This window comes from Ideonella alba, assembly GCF_018069845.1.
GTDB classification, from domain to species: domain Bacteria; phylum Pseudomonadota; class Gammaproteobacteria; order Burkholderiales; family Burkholderiaceae_C; genus Ideonella; species Ideonella alba.
Map to the genome: position 1 here is coordinate 108,228 of NZ_JAGQDD010000014.1, position 22,601 is coordinate 130,828.

A 22,601-nucleotide genomic window follows, 5' to 3' on the forward strand; every position below is an offset into this window, starting at 1 on the left:
CGCTGGACATTCTTGGTGTGCTCTGAAATCTAACAGTTTTGCCTGTCACCGTGGGTCCGATTCCGGTCTGATGCGTCATATCGCGTCAGATTGCAGCATCTTCCTGGGGATCACCCCGATGACCGGGCCCCTGAAGGGGGTCTGGCGGGCGGTGACGGGCTGGTGGCACACGCTTTGCAGATTTGATGCCTGACCCCCGCCCCCTCAGGGCTATTCCGCAGCCCCATGCCAATCCAGGAGACAGGCCCCATGTTCCGCCCCACCTTCCGCCCCCGCACCCCCTCACGCACGCTGCTGGCCTGTGTCCTCTCGCTGGCCGCGGCCGGCGCCTGGGCCCATGGCGACGTCACGCCGCAGGCCGTCGACACGCATGAACTGCCGCAACTGGGCAGCGAGTGGCGCAGCGAGAACCCGTTCCGTGGCAACGACATCGCGATCCGCATCGGCACCTCGGCCTACAACCAGAACTGCGCCCGCTGCCATGGCCTGGAGGCCATCTCCGGCGGCATCGCGCCGGACCTGCGCAAGCTGGACAACGAGTGCGCCACGCTGGCGGTGCCGGCCAAGAAGGCGGCCTGCGTGAAGGACGTCGACGAGTACATGACCACCACCGTGCGCCGCGGCCGCACGCGCAACGGCGCGGTCTACATGCCTCCGTTCGAGGGCGTGCTGAACCAGGAAGCCATCTGGGCGATCAAGTCCTACCTGGAAAGCCGCCGCGAGAAGCCGCTCTGATGAGCCGCCATCTTCCGACCCGCCTGACCCGGCGCGACTGGCTGGCGTCTTCGGCCGCCGCCACGCTGTCGGCCGCCGCGCCCCTGCGCGCCCAGGAAGCCCCGGCACTGGAGCGCCTGCGGGCCCGCGGCAGCCTGATCGTCGGCGTCTACCAGGACCTGCCGCCGTTCCACGTGGCCGGCCGCGGCATCGAGGTCGACCTGGCCGGTGCACTGGCCGCGGCGCTGGGCCTGAAGCTCTCGCTGCTGCCCTTCCAGGCGGGCGAGGACATGGGCGATGACCTGCGCAACATGGTCTGGAAAGGCCATTACCTGGGCTTCGGCCCGGCCGACGTGATGCTGCACGTGCCGGTGGATCGGCCGTTGATGGACAAGAGCCCGCAGGTCAAGATCCTGGCGCCGTACTGGCGCGAGCGGGTGATGGTGGCGCGCGACCTGAAGGCGCTGCCCACCCTGGACTCGCTCGACCCGCTGCTGGGCAAGGCGGTGGCCGTGCCGGGCCAGTCGCTGGCCGGCTGGCTGCTGATCGGTGCCGAGGGCGGCCGCTACCGCGACAGCCTGCGCACCAAGTACGCCGACGGCGTGGAGGCGGCGCAGGCGCTGGCGCGTGGCGAGGTGGTGGCCGCCGCCGGTCACCTGAGCGAGCTGGAATCGACGCTGGGTGGCGACGAGCGCTTCGCGATCGAGCCGCTGCCGCTGCCGCGCATGAAGGACGGCTGGGCGGTGGGCATGGCGGTCAAGGCCGCGTCCACCGACCTGGCGCAGGCGCTGCAGGCCGCGGTGAACACGCTGGCCGACAACGGCGAGCTCAGCCGCATCTTCGCCGCGGGCAAGCTGCGCTGGCGCCGGCCCTGACCCCCTGTGGCCGAGCCATCGGCAAGCCAATGACAAGGCCCGGCATCGCCGGGCCTTGTTCATGGTGCGGACCGCTTCAGACGCCCGGCAACTTGTAGTCCTTGAACTGCTCGCGCAGCTTGAGCTTCTGCATCTTGCCGGTGGCGGTGTGCGGGATCTCGTCGACGAAGGCCACGTCGTCCGGGATCTGCCACTTGGCGATGCGGCCGTCGAAGAAGGCCAGCATCTCCTCGCGCGTGAGCGTGGCGCCGGGCTTGCGCACCACCACCAGCAGTGGGCGCTCGTCCCACTTCGGGTGCTTGGCGGCGATCGCGGCGGCCTCGTGCACGGCCGGATGGGCCATGGCGATGTTCTCCAGGTCGATCGAGCTGATCCACTCGCCGCCCGACTTGATCACGTCCTTGCTGCGGTCGGTGATCTGCATGAAGCCGTCGGCGTCGATCGTCGCCACATCGCCGGTGGGGAACCAGCCGGGCTCGCCATCGACCTCGACCAGCGGCGAGACGCGCAGGTTGAAGTAGCTGTTGATGACCCACTGGCCCTTGACCACCAGGTTGCCCGAGGCCTGGCCGTCCCAGGGCAGGGCGTGACCGGCCTCGTCGATGATGGCCATGTCGATGCCATAGATGGCGCGGCCCTGCTTCTCCAGCAGGCGCTGCTGCGCCTCGCGGTCCAGGCCGTCGTGCTTGCTCTTGAGCTTGGACAGCGTGCCCAGCGGGCTCAGCTCGGTCATGCCCCAGGCATGCACCACCTCGACGCCGAAGTCCTCCTGCAGCGTCTTCATCATCGCAGGCGGGCAGGCCGAGCCGCCGATCACGGTGCGCTTGAAGCTGCTGAACTTCAGGCCGTTGGCCTTCATGAAGGTGATCAGGCCCAGCCACACCGTGGGTACGCCGGCCGAGAAGCTGACCTTCTCGGCCTCGAACAGCTCGTAGAGCGACTTGCCGTCGAGGTGCGGTCCGGGCATCACCAGCTTGGCGCCGACCAGCGCCGCGGTGTAGGGGATGCCCCAGGCGTTGACGTGGAACATCGGCACCACCGGCAGGATCACCTCGCGGCTGGAGCAGTCCATCGCGTCGGGCAGCGCCGCGCCGTAGGCGTGCAGCACGGTGGAGCGGTGGCTGTAGACCGCGCCCTTGGGGTTGCCGGTGGTGCCCGAGGTGTAGCAGATCGTGCAGGCGGTGTTCTCATCGAACACGGGCCAGCGGTAGTCGCCGTCTTCCGCCTCGACCAGCTCCTCGTAGCACAACAGGTTCGGCACGGTGGTGGCCGCCGGCATGTGGGCGCGGTCGGTCATCAGCACGAAATGGCGCACGGTCTTGAGTTCACCGGCCAGTTTCTCGATCAGCGGCAGGAAGCTGAGGTCGAAGCACAGCACGCCGTCGGCCGCGTCGTTGGCGATCCAGGCGATCTGCTCGGGGAACAGGCGCGGGTTGATGGTGTGCGTGACCAGCTGCGAGCCGGCGCTGGCGTAGTAGATCTCCAGGTGGCGGTAGCCATTCCAGGCCAGCGTGGCGATGCGCTCGCCGGGCTGGCAGCCCAGGCGGGCGAAGGCCTGGGCCAGTTGGCGGGCCCGCTGTTCCAGCGCCGACCAGGTGGTGCGGTGGATGTCGCCCTCCACGCGCTTGGAGACGATCTCGGTGTCGGCCGCGTGCCGCGCCGCATGCTTCAGCAGCGACGAGATCATCAGCGGCATGCTCATCATCTGGCCCATCAAGGCGCTCATGGCGGTCTCCTGTCCTGTCTCGGGGAAATACTCCAAGGCGCATCATAGGCAGCCGGATGGGCGCTGCCGGTCCGGACAGGCCCCAATGTCCTGACGTCGCGCAAGAGACTGCGCCGCTGCCTACACTGTGCTTTTTGCCACGCCCGCGCCATGACCAAGCCGCACGACGATCCTGCGTACCCGGTGCGCCAGTCCGACGAGGAATGGCGTCGCCAGCTCGACCCCACCCAGTACGCGGTGGCGCGCCATGCCGCCACCGAGCGGGCCTTCACCGGCCTGTACTGGAACCACTGGGAGCCCGGCGTGTACCGCTGCGTCGGCTGCCAGGAGCCGCTGTTCGCCTCCGACACCAAGTTCGACGCCGGCTGCGGCTGGCCCAGCTACTGGCAGCCGATCGACCCGGCGCGCGTCGAGCGTCTGGTGGACCGCTCGCACGGCATGGTGCGGGTGGAGGTGCGCTGCGCCCGCTGCGGCAGCCACCTGGGCCATGTGTTCGACGACGGCCCGGCGCCCACCGGCGAGCGCTTCTGCATCAACTCGGCGGCGATACACTTCGGCACCGATCCCGACCCCGCCTGATGAAGCTGCTGCTCGACTTCCTGCCGCTGATCCTGTTCTTCACCACCTTCAAGTTCGCTGAAGGGCACAAGGACGCGGCCGCGGAGTTCGCCACCGGCCACGTGGGCATGCTCACCTCGGGTGGTGTGGTCACGCCCGACCAGGCGCCCATGCTGCTGGCCACGCTGGTGGCGATTGCCGCCACGCTGCTGACCGTCGCCTGGTTGCGCCTGCGGGGCCGGCCCGTCGAGCCGATGACCTGGATCACGCTGGCCATGGTCACGGTGCTGGGCGGGCTGACCGTGTGGTTCCACGACGAGACCTTCATCAAGTGGAAACCCACCGGCGTGTACTGGGCACTGGCGGCCGTCTACTGGGGCAGCGCGGCCCTGGGCAAGAACCTGCTGGCGCTGGCACTGGGCGGCCAGCTGCGGCTGCCGGCCCCGGCCTGGGCGGCGCTGAACCGGGCCTGGATCCTGTTCTTCGTGGCCATGGGCCTGCTCAACATCGCCGTGGCCTACACCGTGTCCACCCCCACCTGGGTCAACTTCAAGGTCTTTGGCGCCACCGGGCTGATGGTGGCCTTCATCGTCGGCCAGACGGTGTGGATCAGCAAGGCCTGGCCCGATGCCGCGGCCGAGGAGTCCACCGGCGATGGCCCCACCGCCTGAGCATGTCCGCGCCGACGAGGTCGACGCCGCGCTGACCCGGCAACTGGCGCCCACCGCGCTGGTCGTGCGTGACGACAGCGCCGCCCACGCCGGCCATGCCGGCGCCCGTGAGGGCAGCCACCTGCACGTGACGATCGTCAGCGCGCGCTTTGACGGCCTGGGCCGGCTGGCCCGCCACCGCCTTGTGTATGATGCCCTGCGCGAGCTGATCCCGCGGGGTATCCACGCCCTGGCCATCGATGCCCGCACCCCATCCGAGGCCGGCCCCGGCTCTTCCTGATCCCCCCATCTCTCCAGCTACATGAAACTCAAGTCCTCCGTCGTGCTGGCCGCTGCGGCCATGATCCTGCCGCTGGCCGCCATGGCGCAGAACGTGGCCATCGTCAATGGCAAGGCCGTGCCCAAGGCCCGCCTGACCACGCTGCTGCAGCAGGCCGCCCGTGCCGGCCAGCCGGTGCCGCCCGAGATGGAATCGCGCGCCCGCGACGAGGTGGTGCTGCGCGAGATCTACGCCCAGGAAGCCGAGAAGCGCGGCGTCGCCGCCAGCGCCGAGTTCAAGGCACAGATGGAACTGGCCCGCCAGAGCGTGCTGATCCGCGAACTGTTCGCCGACTTCCAGAAGAAGAACCCGCCCAGCGAGGCCGATGCCAAGGCCGAATACGACCGCGTCAAGGCCCAGCAGTCGGGCACCGAGTACCGCGCCCGCCACATCCTGGTCGAGAAGGAAGACGACGCCAAGCGCCTGATCGCTGAGATCAAGGGCGGTGCCAAGTTCGAGGACGTGGCCAAGAAGAACTCCAAGGACCCGGGCTCGGCCGAGAACGGTGGCGACCTGGACTTCGCCAAGCCCGACACCTACGTGCCCGAGTTCGGCAAGGCCATGATGGCGCTGAAGAAGGGCGAGATGACCGCCGAGCCGGTGAAGTCGCAGTTCGGCTGGCACATCATCCGCCTGGAAGACACCCGCGAAGCCCAGTTCCCGGCCTTCGAGGACGTCAAGGCCCAGCTGATGCAACGCGCCTCGCAGGTCAAGCTGCAGGCCTACCAGGACCAGCTGCGCAAGGCCGCGAAGACCGACTACAAGTTCTCGCAGGAATAAGCCACGCCGGCGCCCGCTGGCGCCGCGTGACAGCACAGGCCGCCCACCGGGCGGCCTGTGTCATTCAGTGGGGCCTCAGGCCGCCAGCGGCTCGGTGCGGGCGAGCAGCCAGGCCAGCGCGTCACCACTGACGCGCGGCGCCAGACGCTCGCGTACGGTGGCGTGGTAGGCGTTGAGCCAGGCGATCTCATCGGCGCGCATCAGGGCCGGCTCGACCAGGCGGGTGTCGATCGGGCACAGCGTCAGCGTCTCGAACTGCAGGAACTCGCCGAACTCGCTGGCCGGTGCGGGCACCGTCAGCAGCAGGTTCTCGATGCGCACGCCCCAGCGCCCCGGGCGGTAGATGCCGGGCTCGTTGGAGGTGATCATGCCGGGGCGCATCGCCATCTGGGGCGCGACCACGGCCTTGCTGATGGTCTGCGGGCCCTCGTGCACATTGAGGAAGTAGCCCACGCCGTGGCCGGTGCCGTGGAAGTACTCGCAGCTCTCAGCCCACAGCGGCGCCCGGGCCAGGGTGTCGAGCATCGGGCCTGGCGTGCCGGCCGGGAAGCGGGCCCGCGACAGGTTCATCATGCCCTGCAGCACGCGGGTGAAGTCGCGGCGATGGTCGGCTGTCACCGTGCCAATCGGCCAGACGCGGGTGATGTCGGTGGTGCCGCCCAGGTACTGGCCACCGGAGTCGATCAGCAGCAGGCCGTGGCCCTCGATCACCGCATGCGATTCGGGCAGCGCACGGTAGTGCGGCATCGCGCCGTTGGCATTGAAGCCGGCGATCGTGGAGAAACTCAGTCCGACGAAATTCGCACGCCTGGCGCGCTCGGCACTGAGCTTCTCGTCCACCGTCAGCTCGGTGATGCGCTCGCCCCGTGCCATCGCCGCCTCGAACCAGGCGTAGAAGGCGCACATCGCGGCGCCGTCCTCGGCCATGGCTTCGCGGACCTGGGCGATCTCGGCCTCGGTCTTGCGGCCCTTGGCCAGGGTGCTGGGATTGATCGCCTCGAAGACCCGCACAGGAGCCGGCACCGCCTCGCGCAGGCCCAGCGTGACGCGCTTGGGGTCGACCAGCAGCACGGCCTCGGGCGGCAGCGCGGCGATCTGGGCGGCGGCCTGGCCATAGTCGGCCAGCAGCACGCCGTCGGCCGCCAGCTGGTCGGCCAGCTCCGGCGGTACCTTGCCGGCACCGACAAACAGCGTGGCGCGGGCCGGCGCGATCAGCAGGTGGGCCAGCAGGATCGGGTTGTACTCGACGTCCGAGCCGCGCAGGTTGGTGATCCAGGCGATGTCGTCAACGGTGGACACCAGGTGGTGGCTGGCGCCCAGCGTGCCCATGTCGGCGCGCACCCGGGCCAGCTTGTCAGCACGCGACACCGGCGCGAACGATGCCGGGTGCTCATACACCGGCGCCGAGGGCAGGCCCGGCCGCTCGGGCCAGGCGCCGGCCAGCGGGTCGGTGTCGGTGCGCAGCGTGATGCCGGCCTCGTCGCAGACCTCGCGCAGCGCCTTGGCGTCGGCCAGGCCCAGCACCTGGGCATCGACGCCCAGGGCCTCGCCGCGCTGCAGGTGCGTGCGGATCCATTCAAGATGATTCGCCGAGGTGCCGGTGGGGATCTTCTCGAGCACGATGCCGCTGCCGGCCAGCTCGGTCTCGGCCTGTTCCCAGTAGCGCGCATCGGCGAACAGCGCGGCCTCGCGCAGCGTCACCACCAGCGTGCCCATCGAGCCGGTGAAGCCGGAGAACCAGGCCCGACCCTGCCAGTGCTCCGGCAGGTACTCGCTGAGGTGCGGGTCGCTGGAGGGGACCAGCGCGGCCTGCAGGCCCAGGCGGGTGAGGTGTTCGCGCAGGCGGTCGATGCGCAGGCGAGCGGGCGAGGTTCGGGTGTCCATGGTGAGGCTCCGCGGTCGGGGAGGTCGGGCCCGGGTGGGGCTGCCTCCGGGGGCAAAACGGCGATTCTAGGAGGGCGCGCTCAAGCCGGCGCCAGCAGGGTCTCGAAGCGGTCGGCCGGCACCGCCGGACTGCTCAGGAAGCCCTGGTAGTGGTGGCAGCCCTGGGCACGCAGCCAGTCGAGCTGGCCGGTGGTCTCGACGCCCTCGGCCACGATCTGCAGCTCCAGCACCTTGCACATCGAGATGATCAACTCGGCGATCGCCGGGCGCGTCTCCAGCTGATTGACGAAGCTGCGGTCGATCTTCAGGCAGTCCAGCGGGAACCGCTCGAGGTAGGCGAGGTTGGAGTAGCCGGTCCCGAAGTCGTCGATCGCGATGCGCAGGCCGCGGCGGTTCAGCGCGTCGAGCTGACCCAGCATCGCCGCGTCCTCGCCCAGCAGCAGCGACTCGGTGATCTCCATCTCCAGCGCCTGCGGCGGGCAGCCGGAATCCAGCAGCACCTGGTCCATGGTCTCGACCAGGGCCTGGGACTGGATCTGCCGGGCCGAGAAGTTGACCGACACCGTCAGTGCGTGGCCACGCTGGTGCCACAGCGCCGCCTGGCGCGCGGCCTGCTCGAGCACCCAGCGGCCCAGCGGCAGGATCAGCCCGGTGTCCTCGCAGATCGGGATGAACTCGCCAGGCAGCACCAGACCGCGGGTGGGGTGGCGCCAGCGCACCAGGGCTTCGGCGCCGACCACCTGGCGCGTGCCCGCGTCCAGCCGCGGTTGGTAGTGGACGACGAACTCACCGCGGTCAAAGGCCTGCAGCAGCTCGCTCTCCAGGGTCAGCCGGCGGCCGGCCTCGACCGCCAGGTCGGCCGAGTAGAAGGCCATCTGGTCACCGCCCAGCCGCTTGGCGCGGTACATCGCCATGTCGGCGTTGCGCATCAGGGTGGCCACGTCGTCGCCATCGGCCGGGAACAGGCTGACCCCCAGGCTGGGCGTGACCCGCACCGAGGTGCTGCCCAGACGGATCACCTGCGACACCGCCTCGCGCAGGCGCAGGCCCAGGCGGCGCACATGGGTGACCACATCGTCGTCACTGACCAGGATCAGGAACTCGTCGCCGCTCAGGCGCACCACCTGGTCGCCCGCGCGCAGGGTGTGGCGCAGGCGGCGCGCGACCTCGATCAGCAGGCGGTCACCGGCCTCGTGGCCCAGCGAGTCGTTGACGTGCTTGAAACGGTCCAGGTCCAGAAAGATCATCGCCGCCTGGCGGCCGATGCTGCGGATCTCTTCCAGCAGCGCCGGAAACTGCAGGTTGACGTGGTTGCGGTTGGGCAGGTTGGTCAGGGGGTCGCGCTCGGCCAGACGCTGCGCCTGGCGCTGCGCGGCCTTGACCGCGCTGACATCGGTCTCGCTGACCAGCCAGGCCTCGCGGCCGGTCACCGCGTCCAGACAGCGGCGGGCCGTCAGGTCGTGCCAGCGCCGGCCATGGATGGTCTGCACCTGGGCCACCATCTGGTGCTCGCCGCGGCTGCTCAGGGCCTCGCGCAGGGTCAGCTGGTCGGCTGCCGACACCAGGTGCTGGTCCATGGTCTGGTGCGGTGCGGCGGTGGTGGCACGTGCTGCCGGGTTGCGGTAGAGCGCGGCCCCCGAGCTGTCGTACAGGGTGATCTGCACCGAGGTGTGCATCAGGGCGTCGGCGCTGCGCAGGGTGTCCACATCCAGCGTGGGCATGGGCAACGATTCGCACAGGCAGGCCAGCTGCCCGTCCTCCAGGCGCATGCCGCTGAAGCGGATCTGCACCGTCACGGGCACGCCCCGCGGGTGCAGGGTCCAGATCTCCTGGAACTCCCGGGTGGGTTCGGCCTCGATGTCGCGCTGGTACTGGCGCAGGCGCTTGTCGACCGCGGGCGACATGTCGGCGCCCAGGGCGCGTGAGCACAGTTCCTGCAGCGACTCGGCGCGCCAGAGCGTCAGGCCGGCCGCATTGGCCCAGGCCACACGCTGGCGATCGAAGTCGTAGAGCCAGATGGGGTGACCCAGGCGCTCGAAGGCGTCCAGCGCGGAGCTGTGCACGCTCAGTGGCGCCTGAACGGTGTCGATGCCACAGGCGCTCGCTCGATCCTGGTGGGGGCCTGGTGTGTCCATGCAGTGTGGACGGCCGCACAACTGCTTCGGCCGTCCTCTGCGGAAAGCATAGCCCAGTCTGGGCGACCGTACGCCCGGATCAGCGGCTGAATTCAGCCACAGTCCGGGGACGCGGTCACAGTTCGGTGCGCAAGCGCCAGATTTCCGGGAACAGCACGGTGTCCAGCATCTGGCGCAGGTAGCTGATGCCGCCGGTGCCGCCGGTGCCGCGCTTGAAGCCGATCACCCGCTCGACGGTGGTCAGGTGGCGGAAGCGCCACAGGCGGAAGGCGTCCTCCAGGTCGGTCAGCTCCTCGCCCAGCTGGTACAGATCCCAGTGGGCGGACGGGTCGCGGTAGACCGTCAGCCAGGCCTGCTCCACCGCGTCCGACGGGCTGTAGGGCAGGGTCCAGTCGCGCTCCAGGTGGCTGGCGGGAACCGGGAGGCCGCGCCGGGCCAGCAGCCGCAGCGCCTCGTCGTACAGGCCCGGGGCGCGCCAGGCGGTTTCGACGATGGCCAGCAGGTCCGGCCGGTGGGCATGCGGCTTGAGCATGGCCGCGTTCTTGTTGCCCAGCGAGAACTCGATGCAGCGGTACTGCCAGCTCTGGAAGCCGCTGGAGTGGCCCAGGTAGGGGCGGATCGCCGAGTACTCGGGCGGCGTCATCGTCGCCAGCACGTCCCAGGCGTGCACCAGCTGCTCCATGATCTTCGAGACCCGCGCCAGCATCTTGAAGGCGGGGGGCAGCTCGTCACGGGCGATCGCGCCGACGGCCGCACGCAGCTCGTGCAGCATCAGCTTCATCCACAGCTCCGAGGTCTGGTGCTGGACGATGAAGAGCATCTCGTTGTGGTCGGGCGACAGCGGCTTCTGCGCGTTCAGCACGGCGTCGAGCTGCAGGTAGTCGCCATAGCTCATGTCGCCGGCGAAATCGAGCTGCGCGCCCTCGGTGGCGACGATGGCTTCGCCGCGCGGCGCGGCCGGTTCGCTGTGGTACGGGCAGGTCATGTCACGGCTCCCTTGTGCATGAAGCGGGCCTCGCGCCAGCTGGCGCGGGCCAGGATGTCGGCCAGCGCGTCGATGGCGTCGAAGACGTCGACGAAACGGGTGTACAGCGGCGTGAAGCCGAAGCGCAGCAGGTGGGGCTCGGCGGCCGTGCCGTCGCCGGCGCGGTAGTCGCCGATCACGCCGCGGTCGATCAGGGCCTGCATCACCGCGTAGCCGTCGATCGAGCCGTCCGGGGGCACGCCCAGCGAGACCTGGCTGCCGCGCTGCGCGGCGTCCAGCGGCGTGTGGATCGTCAGGCCGCTGCCGCCCAGGCGCTGGCGCACCAGCGCGATGAACAGCTCGGACAGCGCCACCGACTTGGCGCGCAGCGCCGCCATGCCACCCAGCGGCTCGGCGGCCAGCAGGGTGTCGACGCCGCACTCCAGCGCGCTCATGCCGATGATCGGCGGCGTGCCACACAGAAAGCGGCCGATGCCCGGCGCCGGCCGGTAGCCGGGCTCGAAGACGAAGGGCGCGGCGTGGCCCATCCAGCCCGACAGCGGCTGCCAGAAGCGCTCGGCGTGGCGCGGGTGCACCCAGCAGAAGGCGGGGGCGCCGGGGCCGCCGTTGAGGTACTTGTAGCCGCAGCCCACGGCGAAGTCGGCGTTGGCGCCGTTGAGGTCCACCGGCACCGCGCCGGCCGAGTGCGCCAGGTCCCACAGCATCAGCGCGCCGGCGGCGTGCGCCTGGGCGGTGACGGCGGCCATGTCGGCCATGCGGCCGCTGCGGTAGTTGACCTGGGTGAGCATCAGCACCGCCGCGTCCGGGCCGAGGCGCGCCGGGATGGCGTCGATGTCCAGCAGCTCCAGCGTCATGCCGTGCTGCGCCGCCACCGACTCGGCGATGTAGAGGTCGGTGGGGAAGTTGCTGCGCTCGGAGACGATCACCGTGCGCGCCGGGTCGTCGGCACGGGCGATCTGCGCGGCGGCGCTGAGCACCTTGAACAGGTTGACCGAGGTGGAATCGGCCACCACCAGCTCGCCGGACTTCGCCCCCACCAGGCGGCCGATCTTGTCGCCCACGCGCTGCGGCAGGGTGATCCAGCCGGCGGTGTTCCAGCTGCGGATCAGGCCGCTGCCCCATTCGTCGGTCACCACCTGCTGCACGCGCGCAGCGGTGGCCGCCGGCAGCACGCCCAGCGAGTTGCCGTCCAGGTAGTTGACGCCCTCGGGCAGCGCGAACTGCGCGCGCAGCGGGGCCAGCGGGTCGGCCGCATCGTGCGCGGCGCAGGTGGCGCGGGTGATCGGTTCGGTCATCGGCAGGTCTCCAGGGTCACAGGGGCCGCAGCACGGCACGCACCGGCGAGGCGCAGGCGCCGGCCAGCTTCAGCGGCAGCGCGATCAGCTCGTAGTCGCCCGCGGGCACGGCGTCGAGCACCAGGTTCTCCAGCACCCGCAGGTCATGGCGGCGCAGCACCTGGTGGGCGTCCAGGGTCTTGCTGTCGGCCGGGTCCACCGAGGGCGTGTCGATGCCCACCAGCCGCACGCCGCGTTCGGCCAGCCAGGCCAGCGCCTCGGGGGCATAGGCACTGAAGTCGGGGTTCCAGACCGTGTCGGCGCGCTCGCAGGTGCGCACCAGCACACGCGGCGGCAGGCCGGATTCGGCGTGGCGCAGGTGTTCGATGGTGATCAGCGGTCCGCAGCCGATGGCGTGGATCACCCGGCAGGGGCCGAGGTACGCGTCCAGCGGCACCTGGTCGATCGCAGGCGCATCGTGGGCGTAGTGCAGCGGCGCGTCGGCGTGCGCGCCGATGTGCGGCGACAGCGTCAGCGCGCTCAGGTTGACCGGGCAGCCGGGGCCCAGGCGGGCGGTCCAGCGCAGGGCATAGGGCTCGTCGCCGGGGAAGATCGGGGCGTCGGCATGGACGGTGGGCGAGATGTCGATCAGGCTCATGGGGGCGGCACGCTAAGGCGATTCGGGGCGGCGTGGTGTCGGTTATTTCCAACGGCGGCTCAGGCCGGGCGCGCCAGGTGGTGGCGCAACTGGCCCAGCAACTCGTAGAGGCGCTGCTGGTCGCGCACCGGCACGCCGTCGAACAGCGCGCGCACCCACTGCTCATGCTCCACCGCCATCGCGGCGAAGTCGCGTCGGCCCTGCTCGCTCAGGCGCACGCGCCAGGACCGGCCGTCCTCGGGGTCGGGCTGGCGCTCCACCAGGCCCTCGCCCTCCAGCTGCGTGGTCAGGCCGGTGACGTTGCCACCGGTCACCATCAGGTAGCGCGACAGCGCGCTCATGCGCAGGCCGTCGGGGTGGCGTTCCAGCTGCGCCAGGTAGTCGAAGCGCGCCAGCGTGGTGCCGAAGCGCTCGCGCAGCCGGGTGCGGATCTCCTGCTCCACCTGGGTGGTCAGCGACAGCAGGCGCAGCCAGGTGCGCACGGCCAGGTGGTCGTCGGCGTCGGCACGGGCTTCCAGGCCGATCTGGTGCTCGTCGAGGGCAGGGTTCTTCATGGGTGGCAGACCTCTCAGGGTTTTAATTTACTTCAGTTCTAAAGCTTTAGGACTAAACTAAAACCCGCATTCGGAGGAACGAGCGCATGAAGATCGTCTGCATCGGCGGCGGCCCCGCCGGCCTGTACTTCGCACTGCTGATGAAGCAGCTCAACCCGGCGCACCAGATCCAGGTGGTCGAGCGCAACCGGCCCTACGACACCTTCGGCTGGGGCGTGGTCTTCTCCGATGCCACGATGGACAACATGCGCCAGTGGGACGCGGTGACCGCCGACGAGATCCAGCAGGCCTTCAACCACTGGGACGACATCGAGCTGCTGTTCAAGGGCCGCACGATCCGCTCCGGCGGCCATGGCTTCGTGGGCATCGGCCGCAAGAAGCTGCTCAACATCCTGCAGGCGCGCTGCGAGGCGCTGGGGGTGGAGCTGGTGTTCGAGACCGAGGCCGAGTCCGACCTCGACTATCCCGACGCCGACCTGGTCATCGCCAGCGACGGCATCAATTCCCGGGTGCGCAGCCAGTACGCCGAGGTCTTCCGCCCCGACATCGTGGTGCGCCCCAACCGCTACATCTGGCTGGGCACCCAGCGCCTCTACGACGCCTTCACCTTTGATTTCCAGCGCACCGAGCACGGCTGGTTCCAGGCCCACATCTACAAGTTCGACGACACGACCAGCACCTTCATCGTCGAGTGCCCCGAACACGTCTGGCTGGCGCACGGCCTGGACAAGGCCGACCCGGCCGACTCGATCGCCTTCTGCGAGCGCCTGTTCGCCGACAACCTGCAGGGCGAGAAGCTGCTGAGCAACGCGCGCCACCTGCGCGGCTCGGCGTGGCTGAACTTCCAGCGCGTGGTCTGCGAGCAGTGGTGGCTGAAGAACCGCCACGGCAGCCACGTCGTGCTGATGGGCGACGCCGTGCACACCGCGCATTTCGCGATCGGCTCGGGCACCAAGCTGGCGCTGGAGGATGCGATCGAGCTGGTGCGGCAGTTCAAGCTGCTGGGCGACGACCCCGCGCAGACCGGCGCGGTGCTGGCCAGCTACCAGGCGGCGCGCAGCATCGAGACCCTGCGCATCCAGAACGCCGCCTGGAACGCGATGGAATGGTTCGAGGTCTGCGGTGCGCGCTACTGCGACCAGCTCGAGCCCGAGCAGTTCATGTACTCCATGCTGACGCGCAGCCAGCGCATCAGCCACGAGAACCTGCGCCTGCGCGATGCCGGCTGGCTGGAAGGCTACGAGCGCTGGTTCGCCGAGCGCGCCCAGGCGGCACTGGCGGGCGGCGCCGCGCAGCCGGCAACGCTGCAGCCAGCGGCGCTGAAGCCCGTGCCGCCGATGTTCACGCCGTGGCGCGTGCGCGACCTGCGGCTGAAGAACCGCGTGGTGGTCTCGCCGATGGCCCAGTACAGCGCGGTGGACGGCGTGGTGGGCGACTACCACCTGGTCCACCTGGGCGCCCGCGCGCTGGGCGGCGCCGCGCTGGTGATGGCCGAGATGACCTGCACCAGCCCCGAGGCGCGCATCACCCCCGGCTGCCCGGGCCTGTGGAACGACGCCCAGGCGCAGGCCTGGGGCCGCATCGTGCAGTGGGTGCATGCGAACAGCGACGCCGCGATCGGCGTGCAGATCGGCCACGCCGGCCCCAAGGGCTCGACCTGCGTGCCCTGGCAGGGCGCTGGCATGGACCGGTCGCTGCCCGACGGGAACTGGGGCCTGCTGGCCGCCAGCGCCCGGCCCTACCTGCCGGATGGCCAGGTGCCGCGCGCGATGAGCCGCGCCGACATGGACCGCGTCAAGACCGACTTCATCGCCGCCGCCGGCCGCGCCGCCGAGGCCGGCTTCGACTGGCTGGAACTGCACTGCGCGCACGGCTACCTGCTGTCCAGCTTCATCTCGCCGCTGACCAACCACCGCGACGACGAGTACGGCGGCTCGCTGGCCAACCGGTTGCGCTATCCGCTGGAGGTGTGTGCGGCGGTGCGCGGCGCCTGGCCGGCGGACCGGCCGATGTCGGTGCGCATCTCGGCCCACGACTGGGTGGATGGCGGCCTCACGCCGGCCGATGCGGTGGAGGTGGCGCGCGCCTTCAAGGCGGCGGGGGCCGACCTGATCGACGTGTCCTCCGGCCAGGTCTCGCCCGACCAGAAGCCCACCTACGGCCGCATGTACCAGACGCCGTTCGCCGACCGCATCCGCCAGGAGGCGGGCATCGCCACGATGGCGGTGGGCGCGATCAGCGAAGCCGACCACGTCAATTCGATCATCGCCGCCGGCCGCGCCGACCTGTGCGCCGTGGGCCGCCCGCACCTGGCCAACCCGGCCTGGACCCTGGCCGAGGCAGCGCGCATTGGCCACACGCCGATCGCCTGGCCAAAGCAGCTGGTGTCGGGCAAGTCGCAGATGGAAGCGCTGGCGCTGCGCGCGGCGCAGGCACAGAAGTGATGAGCCAGCACATCGTCATCACCGGCGCGGCGCGCGGCATTGGCGCGGCGATCGCGCGGACGCTGGCTGCCGACGGCCACCGGCTCACGCTGCTCGGCCGTCGGCTGGACAGCCTGCAGGCGCTGGCCGCCTCGCTGCCCGGCCGCCATCACTGCGCCGCGGCCGACGTGGCCGACGAGGCCCAGGTGCAGGCGGCGTTCGACGGCGCCCGCGCGGCACTGGGCCCGGTCTGGGGCCTGGTCAACAACGCCGGCCAGGCCGAGAGCGCGCCGCTGCACCGCACCTCCACCGAGCTGTGGCAGCGCATGCTGGCGGTCAACCTGACCGGCAGCTTCCTGTGCAGCCGCGCTGCGCTGGCCGACCTGCGCAGCGCCGGCCATGGGCGCATCGTCAACATCGCCAGCACCGCCGGCCAGCGTGGCTATGCCTATGTCGCCGCCTACACCGCCGCCAAGCACGGCGTGGTGGGCCTGACGCGCTCGATGGCGCTGGAGCTGGCGCCCACCGGCATCACCGTCAACGCGGTGTGCCCCGGCTACACCGAGACCGACATCCTGCTGGAAAGCGTGGCCAACGTGGTGGCCAAGACCGGCCGCACGCCCGAGCAGGCGCGCGCCGAGTTCGCCGCCAGCAACCCGCAGCGCCGCCTGGTGCAGCCCGCCGAAGTGGCCGACGCGGTGCGCTGGCTGCTGGGAGACGGCGCCAGCGCGATCACCGGCCAATGCATCTCCGTCAGCGGCGGCGAAGTCATGTGAAAGACCGACCATGAGCAACACGACCTCCACCGACATCGACCCCGGCCTGCTCGCCGGCAACCGCCGCGCACTGGCCGGTTACGCCGCCACCCACTTCCGCTGGGACGTGCAGGGCGCCGTGGCCACCATCACGCTCAACCGCCCGGAGCGCAAGAACCCGCTGACCTTCGAGAGCTATGCCGAGCTGCGCGACCTGTTCCGGGCGCTGAAGTACGCCAGTGACATCCACGCGGTGGTGCTGGCGGGCGCTGGCGACAACTTCTGTTCGGGCGGCGATGTGCACGAGATCATCGGCCCGCTGGTGCGCCTGGCCGCGCCCGAGCTGCTGATGTTCACGCGCATGACCGGCGACCTGGTGGCGGCGATGCGCGCCTGCCCGCAGCCCATCGTCGCGGCGCTCGACGGCGTCTGCGCGGGCGCCGGCGCGATCATGGCGATGGCCTCGGACCTGCGCCTGGGCACCGCGCGCAGCAAGACCGCCTTCCTGTTCAACCGGGTGGGCCTGGCGGGCTGCGACATGGGGGCCTGCGCCATCCTGCCGCGCATCGTCGGCCAGGGCCGCGCCAGCGAGCTGCTCTACAGCGGCCGCGCACTGGGCGGCGAGGAAGGCGAACGCTGGGGCTGGCTGAACCGCCTGGTGGCGCCCGAGGCGCTGCTGGCCGACGCCCAGGCGCTGGCCGCCAGCCTGTGCGAGGGGCCCACCTTCGCCAACGGCATCACCAAGACCATGCTCCACCAGGAGTGGGCGATGACCGTGGACCAGGCGATCGAGGCGGAGGCCCAGGCCCAGGCGCTGTGCATGCTGACCAACGACTTCCGGCGCGCCTACGAGGCCTTTGCCGCGAAGCAGAAGCCGGTTTTCCAGGGGAACTGAACCATGGCCGACACCGCCTACCTTGATTGGCCGTTCCTGGAGGACCGCCACCGCCAGCTGGCGCGCGAGCTGGATCGTTGGGCGCAGGTGAACCTCGCGCACGCGCATGGCCCGGATGTCGACGCCGAATGCCGCGCGTTGGTGAAATCGCTGGGCGCCGCGGGCTGGCTGCGCCATGCCGTGGGCGGCACCTCGCATGGCGGGGCCGCCGAGGTGATCGACACCCGCAGCATCTGCCTGATCCGCGAGACGCTGGCGCGCCACGCCGGCCTGGCCGACTTCGCCTTCGCGATGCAGGGCCTGGGCTCCGGCGCGATCAGCCTGGCCGGCTCGGCCGAGCAGCGCGCCGCCTGGCTGCCGAAGGTGGCCGCCGGCGAGGCGATCAGCGCCTTCGCGCTGTCCGAGTCCGAGGCCGGCTCCGATGTGGCGGCGCTGGCCTGCGCTGCCCGCGCGGATGGCGACCACTATGTGATTGACGGCGAGAAGACCTGGATCAGCAATGGCGGCATCGCCGATGTCTATGTGGTCTTCGCCCGCACCGGCGAGGCGCCCGGCGCGCGAGGCATCAGCGCCTTCATCGTGCCGGCCGGCACGCCCGGCTTCGAGATCGCCGAGCGCATCGAGGTCATCGCGCCGCACCCGCTGGCGCGGCTGCGCTTCACGGCCTGCCGCGTGCCGGCCAGTGCCCGCATCGGCGCCCCGGGCGAGGGCTTCAAGGTGGCGATGCGCACGCTGGATGTCTTCCGCACTTCGGTGGCGGCGGCGGCGCTGGGCTTTGCCCGTCGGGCGCTGGACGAAGGCCTGCAGCGGGCCACCACGCGTCGGATGTTCGGCGGCGTGCTGGCCGACTTCCAGCTGACCCAGGCCAGGCTGGCGCAGATGGCCACCACCATCGACTCGGCCGCGCTGCTGACCTACCGCGCCGCCTGGCAGCGCGACCAGGGCCGCAACGTCACCCGCGAGGCCGCGATGGCCAAGATGGTGGCCACCGAAGGCGCGCAGCAGGTGATCGACGCCGCGGTGCAGCTGTGGGGTGGGCTGGGCGTGGTCAGCGAGCAGCCGGTGGAGCGCCTGTACCGCGAGATCCGCTCGCTGCGCATCTACGAAGGGGCGACCGAGGTGCAGCAACTCATCATCGCCCGCGAACTGCTGAAGGAGGTGAGTGCATGATCCGCAGCGGCCATGTCGACACGTTTGCGCGCGACCACCTGCCCGCGCCCGAGGCGCAGCCCGCCTTCCTGTTCGAGCTGCCCGAGCTGCAGTTTCCCGAGCGCCTGAACTGCGCCACCGAGCTGCTCGACCGTCACGTGGCCGAAGGCCGCGGAAACCGGGTGGTGATCCGTGCCCCGGGCGGTCTGGTCTGGACCTACGCCGACCTGCAGGACCAGGCCAACCGCATTGCCCAGGTGCTGGTCCAGGACATGGGCCTGGTGCCGGGCAACCGTGTGCTGCTGCGTGCGCCGAACAACCCAATGCTGGCGGCCTGCTGGTTCGGCGTCATCAAGGCCGGCGGCATCGCGGTGGCGACGATGCCCCTGCTGCGGGCCAAGGAGCTCAAGGCCATCATCGACAAGGGCCAGGTCACGCATGCGCTGTGCGACGCCCAACTGGCCGAGGAGCTGGCGCTGGCCCGGCCCGAGGTGCCGGTGCTGCGCGCGGTGCGCCACTTCAACGCGGACAGCCCCGATGGGCTGGAAGCGGCCATGGCGCGCCACAGCGGCCACTTCGACAACGTCGACACCGCGGCCGACGATTGCTGCATCTTCGCCTTCACCTCGGGCACCACCGGCGTGCCCAAGGCGACGATGCATTTCCACCGCGACGTGATGGCCGCCTGCGCCTGCTTCCCGCGCCACATCCTGCGTCCGCAGCCCGACGACGTCTTCATCGGCAGCCCGCCGCTGGCCTTCACCTTCGGCCTGGGCGGCCTGCTGCTGTTCCCGATGACGGTGGGTGCCAGCACGGTGCTGCTGGAGAAGGCCGGCCCGCCGCAGCTGCTGGAGGCCATCCAGGCCTTTGGCGCCACCACGCTGTTCACCGCGCCCACCTCCTACCGCACGCTGGCGGCCCGCGGCCACGAGCTGCGCAAGACGCCGCTGCGCCAGTGCGTGTCGGCCGGCGAGGCGCTGCCCGCGGCCACCCGCGCGCAGTGGAAGGAGGCCACCGGCATCGAGCTGATCGACGGCATCGGCGCCACCGAGATGCTGCACATCTTCATCTCGGCCGATGAGGCCCACAGCCGCCCCGGCGCCACCGGCCGCGCGATCCCCGGCTACCGCGCCAAGGTGATCGACGAGGCCGGCCGCACCTGCCCGCCCGGCGTGGTGGGCAAGCTGGCGGTGCAGGGCCCCACCGGTTGCCGCTACCTGGATGACGAGCGCCAGGCCGGCTACGTCAAGGACGGCTGGAACCTCACCGGCGACGCCTACCTGATGGACGCCGACGGCTACTTCTTCTACCAGGCGCGCACCGACGACATGATCATCTCGGCCGGCTACAACATCGCCAGCCCCGAGGTGGAAGAGGCGCTGATGCTGCACCCGGCGGTGGCCGAATGCGCGGTGATCGGCGTGCCCGACGAGGAGCGCGGCCAGATCGTCAAGGCCTATGTGGTGCTGCGGCCTGGCCAGGTCGAGAGTGCCGAGATGGCCCAGGCGCTGCAGGACCACGTCAAGCAGTCGATCGCCCCCTACAAGTACCCGCGGGCCGTGGAGTTCCGCGCCAGCCTGCCGCGCACCCAGACCGGCAAGCTGCAACGCTTCAAGCTGAAGGATCCGCAATGAGCAAGACCGTGCTGCAACCCGTGGGCTGGGCGGCGCCCAAGGGCTATGCGAACGGCGTGGCCGCCAGCGGCCGCACCATCTTCGTGGCCGGCCAGATCGGCTGGAACGCCGACAGCGTCTTCGAGAGCGATGACCTGGTCGACCAGGTGCGCCAGGCGCTGCTGAACGTGCGTGCGCTGCTGGCCGAGGCCGGCGCCGGCCCCGAACACATCTGCCGCATGACCTGGTACCTGACCGACAAGCGCGACTACCTGGCCCGCGCCGCCGACATCGGCCGCGCCTACCGCGAGGTGCTGGGCCGCGAGTTCGGCATCGCGATGACCGCGGTGCAGGTGGCCGCCCTGATCGAGGACCGGGCCAAGGTGGAGATCGAGGTGACTGCCGTCATCGGCTAGCCCGGCGGTGCTGCTCGACCGCCGCGACGAAGTCCTCCGGCGGTACCGCCTTCGACCACAGCCAGCCCTGTTGCAGGTGGCCGCCGCGCATCGCCAGCCAGTCGCGCTGGGCCGCGGTTTCCACGCCCTCGGCGATGACCTCGATCTCCAGCGCCCGGGCCATGCCGAACATCGCCTCGATCAGCGCTGCGTCGTCGGCCGCGGCCGGCAGGTCACGCACGAAGCCGCGGTCGATCTTCAAGCGGTCGGGTCGCACCAGCTTCAGCGCCGCCAGTGAGGAGTAGCCGGTGCCGAAGTCGTCCACCGCCAGCATCACGCCGCTGTGGCGCAGTGCAGCGACCGCCCGCAGCGCGCCCTCGCTGTCGTCGAGCAGCGTGCTCTCGGTCAGTTCCAGCGTCAGGCTGCCCGGGCGCAGACCGTAGCGATCGATCTCGGTGCGCACCGACTCGACGAACTCCGCCTCGCGCAACTGCAGTGCCGAGACGTTGATCGAGATCTGCAGCCCGCCCAGGCCCATGGCATGCCAGCGTGCCAGCTGCGCCGCCGCGGCACGCAGCACCCAGGCCCCCAGCGGGCGCACCAGGCCCGAGCTCTCGGCCACGCCGATGAAGGCATCGGGCATCAGCAGCCCGCGCTCAGGGTGCTGCCAGCGCACCAGCGCTTCGCCGCCGACCACCTGGCCGGTGCGCGCATCGACCACCGGCTGGTAGTGCAGGCGCAGCTGCTGCTGCTCGATGGCGGTGCGCAGCGCGCGCTCCAGGTCCATCCGCTGGCGCAGCAGCGCGTCCATGTCGGCGTGGTAGGCGGTGCCGCGGCCGCGGCCCTGCTCCTTGCTGCGGTACATCGCCACGTCGGCGGCACGGCACAGCGCCTCGAAGTCCTCGCCGTCGTGCGGGAACAGCGCGTAGCCGATGCTGGCGCCCACACGCACCGGCTCGTCGGCCGCAGGCAGGTGCAGCGGCTGCGCCAGTGCCGCCACCACGCGCTGCGCGGCCAGCGTGGCGGTCTGGCTGTCGCGCTGGGTGTCGAACAGCGCCATGAACTCGTCGCCGCTGACGCGGCAGACCAGGTCCGATTCGCGCAGGGCCGAGCGGATGCGGGCAGCGGCGTGCACCAGCAGCTCGTCGCCGGCGGCATGCCCCCAGCGGTCGTTGACCTGCTTGAAGTGGTCCAGGTCGATGAACATCAGACCCAGCTGGCCGCCCACCCGGCGCGCCCGGGCCGCCTCGCGGGCGAACAGCTCGCGCATCAGCGTGCGGTTGGGCAGGCCCGTCAGGTGGTCGAACATGGCCATGCGGTGCAGCTGCTCGTTCTTGCCCTCCAGCTCCTCGATCAGGCTGCGGATCTGTGCATGCACGGTGTTGAGGTGCTGCCCGAGCTGGCCGAGCTCATCGTTGGTCGACCATTCCTGCGGCGGCAAGGGTTCGCGCGCGGCGAGTTGCCCGGCCTGCGCCTTCAGACGGCCGATCGGCCGCAGCAGCCGCGCCGACAGCACGGCCGCCAGCACCGCCATGCCCACCAGCACCTGGATCGCCACCAGCGTGGCCAGCGAGGCGCGGCGCTGGGCCAGCTGCCGTTCGATCTCGCTGTCGTCGAAGCCCACGCGCAGGCGACCCACGTGCTGGCCCTCGTAGGTCAGCTCGGTGTCCAGCCAGGCGGCGACGGTGTCGGCCTGGCAACCCTGCTCGCGAACCAGCGGCGGCACGCCATGGCCTTCGGTGCCCGGGGGTTGCAGCTCGGAGACCTCGACCACACACACCGCCGGCAGCCGCAGCAGCTCACCCTGGATGGCGTGCAGCGCCGACACGTCCAGCGACCAGGCCGGCAGCGTCAGGCGGGTGGCGGCCAGCGTCAGCGTCGCCGAGCGGTCACGCTGCGCCTGCTGGCGCAGCGCATCGCGCGACTGCCACTGGTCCAGCGCCAGCAGCAGCAAGGCCGGCAGCAGCACGCCCGCCACGATGCCCAGCAGCACCGTGCCCCGGATCGACTGGATCGGCCACTTCATCAAGCGAGTATCGGTTGTGCGGACCGGGGCTGTAGGGCGCGCACCCGGCGTCGAGAGGTGTTCGTTGGCGTTGTGACGCCCCTGGCGGGGCGTCGAAACGCCGGTTCACGGTGGAGGGTCACATCACTGGGTGTCCGTTGGCGTTGTGACGCCCCTGGCGGGGCGTCGAAACGCCGGTTCACGGTGGAGGGTCACATCACTGGGTGTCCGTT

The 22,601-nt window shown here is 70.7% G+C and carries 20 protein-coding genes; 12 read left to right on the forward strand and 8 right to left on the reverse strand.

Annotated features, from left to right (window positions below; genetic code table 11):
- Window positions 1–249 precede the first annotated feature (249 nt).
- Window positions 250–735: a cytochrome c-550 PedF gene (pedF, locus tag KAK03_RS17260; protein WP_210855644.1), complete on the forward strand. Its 486-nt coding sequence runs from the start codon at window positions 250–252 to the stop codon at window positions 733–735.
- Window positions 735–1,589, forward strand: a complete 855-nt coding sequence (locus KAK03_RS17265; RefSeq protein WP_210855646.1) for a substrate-binding periplasmic protein — start codon at window positions 735–737, stop codon at window positions 1,587–1,589. The genes pedF and KAK03_RS17265 overlap by 1 nt, the downstream gene beginning before the upstream one ends.
- A gap of 76 nt (window positions 1,590–1,665) precedes the next feature.
- Here KAK03_RS17265 and KAK03_RS17270 read toward each other — a convergent pair whose 3' ends face one another.
- Window positions 1,666–3,315 (reverse strand): 3-(methylthio)propionyl-CoA ligase, encoded by a 1,650-nt coding sequence (locus tag KAK03_RS17270; protein WP_210855648.1) that lies wholly within the window; start codon window positions 3,313–3,315, stop codon window positions 1,666–1,668.
- Window positions 3,316–3,465: 150 nt separating this feature from the next.
- On the opposite strand from KAK03_RS17270, the gene msrB reads away from it, so the two are divergent.
- The 4 genes from msrB to KAK03_RS17290 are packed head-to-tail and all read left to right on the forward strand — an operon-like array spanning window position 3,466 to window position 5,643.
- On the forward strand, window positions 3,466–3,894 hold the full coding sequence (gene msrB, locus KAK03_RS17275; RefSeq protein ID WP_210855650.1) for a peptide-methionine (R)-S-oxide reductase MsrB: 429 nt from the start codon (window positions 3,466–3,468) through the stop codon (window positions 3,892–3,894).
- Window positions 3,894–4,544, forward strand: a complete 651-nt coding sequence (locus KAK03_RS17280; RefSeq protein ID WP_210855653.1) for a septation protein A — start codon at window positions 3,894–3,896, stop codon at window positions 4,542–4,544. The genes msrB and KAK03_RS17280 overlap by 1 nt, the downstream gene beginning before the upstream one ends.
- A complete protein-coding gene (locus KAK03_RS17285) occupies window positions 4,528–4,824 on the forward strand; it encodes a BolA family protein (RefSeq protein WP_210855655.1) in 297 nt (98 codons plus the stop codon). The genes KAK03_RS17280 and KAK03_RS17285 overlap by 17 nt, the downstream gene beginning before the upstream one ends.
- 21 nt (window positions 4,825–4,845) lie before the next feature.
- Window positions 4,846–5,643 (forward strand): peptidylprolyl isomerase, encoded by a 798-nt coding sequence (locus KAK03_RS17290; RefSeq protein ID WP_210855656.1) that lies wholly within the window; start codon window positions 4,846–4,848, stop codon window positions 5,641–5,643.
- A gap of 75 nt (window positions 5,644–5,718) precedes the next feature.
- On the opposite strand, the gene KAK03_RS17295 is transcribed toward KAK03_RS17290, so the two are convergent.
- The 6 genes from KAK03_RS17295 to KAK03_RS17320 all read right to left on the reverse strand — a co-directional run bounded on the left by KAK03_RS17295 (window position 5,719) and on the right by KAK03_RS17320 (window position 13,133).
- The gene (locus tag KAK03_RS17295; RefSeq protein ID WP_210855658.1) at window positions 5,719–7,527 is read right to left on the reverse strand and encodes an aminopeptidase P family protein; all 1,809 of its coding nucleotides are present in this window, start codon (window positions 7,525–7,527) and stop codon (window positions 5,719–5,721) included.
- Between the two features lie 80 nt (window positions 7,528–7,607).
- The gene (locus KAK03_RS17300; protein ID WP_210855660.1) at window positions 7,608–9,590 is read right to left on the reverse strand and encodes a putative bifunctional diguanylate cyclase/phosphodiesterase; all 1,983 of its coding nucleotides are present in this window, start codon (window positions 9,588–9,590) and stop codon (window positions 7,608–7,610) included.
- A gap of 187 nt (window positions 9,591–9,777) precedes the next feature.
- Window positions 9,778–10,647 carry a tryptophan 2,3-dioxygenase gene (gene kynA / locus KAK03_RS17305; RefSeq protein ID WP_210855662.1) on the reverse strand — a complete coding sequence of 290 codons (870 nt, stop codon included), beginning with the start codon at window positions 10,645–10,647 and terminating at the stop codon, window positions 9,778–9,780.
- Entirely contained in the window at window positions 10,644–11,942 is a 1,299-nt protein-coding gene (gene kynU, locus KAK03_RS17310) for a kynureninase (protein WP_210855664.1), read from the reverse strand. Before kynU ends, kynA begins: the two co-directional genes overlap by 4 nt.
- 16 nt (window positions 11,943–11,958) lie before the next feature.
- On the reverse strand, window positions 11,959–12,579 hold the full coding sequence (gene kynB, locus KAK03_RS17315) for an arylformamidase (RefSeq protein ID WP_210855666.1): 621 nt from the start codon (window positions 12,577–12,579) through the stop codon (window positions 11,959–11,961).
- Between the two features lie 59 nt (window positions 12,580–12,638).
- Window positions 12,639–13,133 carry a MarR family winged helix-turn-helix transcriptional regulator gene (locus KAK03_RS17320; RefSeq protein WP_210855668.1) on the reverse strand — a complete coding sequence of 165 codons (495 nt, stop codon included), beginning with the start codon at window positions 13,131–13,133 and terminating at the stop codon, window positions 12,639–12,641.
- 86 nt (window positions 13,134–13,219) lie between these two features.
- Here KAK03_RS17320 and KAK03_RS17325 point away from each other — a divergent pair, with 86 nt between their 5' ends.
- The 6 genes from KAK03_RS17325 to KAK03_RS17350 are packed head-to-tail and all read left to right on the forward strand — an operon-like array spanning window position 13,220 to window position 20,384.
- On the forward strand, window positions 13,220–15,577 hold the full coding sequence (locus KAK03_RS17325; protein ID WP_210855671.1) for a bifunctional salicylyl-CoA 5-hydroxylase/oxidoreductase: 2,358 nt from the start codon (window positions 13,220–13,222) through the stop codon (window positions 15,575–15,577).
- Complete coding sequence (locus tag KAK03_RS17330) at window positions 15,577–16,332, forward strand: SDR family NAD(P)-dependent oxidoreductase (RefSeq protein WP_210855672.1); 756 nt, start codon at window positions 15,577–15,579, stop codon at window positions 16,330–16,332. The genes KAK03_RS17325 and KAK03_RS17330 overlap by 1 nt, the downstream gene beginning before the upstream one ends.
- Before the next feature lie 10 nt (window positions 16,333–16,342).
- Entirely contained in the window at window positions 16,343–17,206 is an 864-nt protein-coding gene (locus tag KAK03_RS17335) for an enoyl-CoA hydratase family protein (protein WP_210855674.1), read from the forward strand.
- A gap of 3 nt (window positions 17,207–17,209) precedes the next feature.
- Complete coding sequence (locus KAK03_RS17340) at window positions 17,210–18,376, forward strand: acyl-CoA dehydrogenase family protein (RefSeq protein WP_210855677.1); 1,167 nt, start codon at window positions 17,210–17,212, stop codon at window positions 18,374–18,376.
- Window positions 18,373–19,989 carry an AMP-binding protein gene (locus tag KAK03_RS17345; protein ID WP_210855679.1) on the forward strand — a complete coding sequence of 539 codons (1,617 nt, stop codon included), beginning with the start codon at window positions 18,373–18,375 and terminating at the stop codon, window positions 19,987–19,989. The genes KAK03_RS17340 and KAK03_RS17345 overlap by 4 nt, the downstream gene beginning before the upstream one ends.
- The gene (locus tag KAK03_RS17350; RefSeq protein ID WP_210855681.1) at window positions 19,986–20,384 is read left to right on the forward strand and encodes a RidA family protein; all 399 of its coding nucleotides are present in this window, start codon (window positions 19,986–19,988) and stop codon (window positions 20,382–20,384) included. Before KAK03_RS17345 ends, KAK03_RS17350 begins: the two co-directional genes overlap by 4 nt.
- Here KAK03_RS17350 and KAK03_RS17355 read toward each other — a convergent pair.
- On the reverse strand, window positions 20,374–22,389 hold the full coding sequence (locus KAK03_RS17355; RefSeq protein ID WP_210855683.1) for a putative bifunctional diguanylate cyclase/phosphodiesterase: 2,016 nt from the start codon (window positions 22,387–22,389) through the stop codon (window positions 20,374–20,376). The two genes, KAK03_RS17350 and KAK03_RS17355, sit on opposite strands and share 11 nt — an antisense overlap.
- Window positions 22,390–22,601: the final 212 nt, after the last annotated feature.

What these genes read in the sequence shown, in the direction of transcription:
- KAK03_RS17355 (WP_210855683.1), bottom strand. Translation starts at nt 22,389, where the DNA reads ATGAAGTGGCCGATCCAGTCGATCCGGGGCACGGTGCTGCTGGGCATC.
- kynA (WP_210855662.1), bottom strand. Translation starts at nt 10,647, where the DNA reads ATGACCTGCCCGTACCACAGCGAACCGGCCGCGCCGCGCGGCGAAGCC.
- KAK03_RS17285 (WP_210855655.1), top strand. Translation starts at nt 4,528, where the DNA reads ATGGCCCCACCGCCTGAGCATGTCCGCGCCGACGAGGTCGACGCCGCG.
- KAK03_RS17325 (WP_210855671.1), top strand. Translation starts at nt 13,220, where the DNA reads ATGAAGATCGTCTGCATCGGCGGCGGCCCCGCCGGCCTGTACTTCGCA.
- KAK03_RS17295 (WP_210855658.1), bottom strand. Translation starts at nt 7,527, where the DNA reads ATGGACACCCGAACCTCGCCCGCTCGCCTGCGCATCGACCGCCTGCGC.
- KAK03_RS17265 (WP_210855646.1), top strand. Translation starts at nt 735, where the DNA reads ATGAGCCGCCATCTTCCGACCCGCCTGACCCGGCGCGACTGGCTGGCG.
- kynU (WP_210855664.1), bottom strand. Translation starts at nt 11,942, where the DNA reads ATGACCGAACCGATCACCCGCGCCACCTGCGCCGCGCACGATGCGGCC.
- msrB (WP_210855650.1), top strand. Translation starts at nt 3,466, where the DNA reads ATGACCAAGCCGCACGACGATCCTGCGTACCCGGTGCGCCAGTCCGAC.
- KAK03_RS17290 (WP_210855656.1), top strand. Translation starts at nt 4,846, where the DNA reads ATGAAACTCAAGTCCTCCGTCGTGCTGGCCGCTGCGGCCATGATCCTG.
- KAK03_RS17280 (WP_210855653.1), top strand. Translation starts at nt 3,894, where the DNA reads ATGAAGCTGCTGCTCGACTTCCTGCCGCTGATCCTGTTCTTCACCACC.
- pedF (WP_210855644.1), top strand. Translation starts at nt 250, where the DNA reads ATGTTCCGCCCCACCTTCCGCCCCCGCACCCCCTCACGCACGCTGCTG.
- KAK03_RS17340 (WP_210855677.1), top strand. Translation starts at nt 17,210, where the DNA reads ATGGCCGACACCGCCTACCTTGATTGGCCGTTCCTGGAGGACCGCCAC.
- KAK03_RS17320 (WP_210855668.1), bottom strand. Translation starts at nt 13,133, where the DNA reads ATGAAGAACCCTGCCCTCGACGAGCACCAGATCGGCCTGGAAGCCCGT.
- KAK03_RS17345 (WP_210855679.1), top strand. Translation starts at nt 18,373, where the DNA reads ATGATCCGCAGCGGCCATGTCGACACGTTTGCGCGCGACCACCTGCCC.
- kynB (WP_210855666.1), bottom strand. Translation starts at nt 12,579, where the DNA reads ATGAGCCTGATCGACATCTCGCCCACCGTCCATGCCGACGCCCCGATC.
- KAK03_RS17350 (WP_210855681.1), top strand. Translation starts at nt 19,986, where the DNA reads ATGAGCAAGACCGTGCTGCAACCCGTGGGCTGGGCGGCGCCCAAGGGC.
- KAK03_RS17335 (WP_210855674.1), top strand. Translation starts at nt 16,343, where the DNA reads ATGAGCAACACGACCTCCACCGACATCGACCCCGGCCTGCTCGCCGGC.
- KAK03_RS17270 (WP_210855648.1), bottom strand. Translation starts at nt 3,315, where the DNA reads ATGAGCGCCTTGATGGGCCAGATGATGAGCATGCCGCTGATGATCTCG.
- KAK03_RS17330 (WP_210855672.1), top strand. Translation starts at nt 15,577, where the DNA reads ATGAGCCAGCACATCGTCATCACCGGCGCGGCGCGCGGCATTGGCGCG.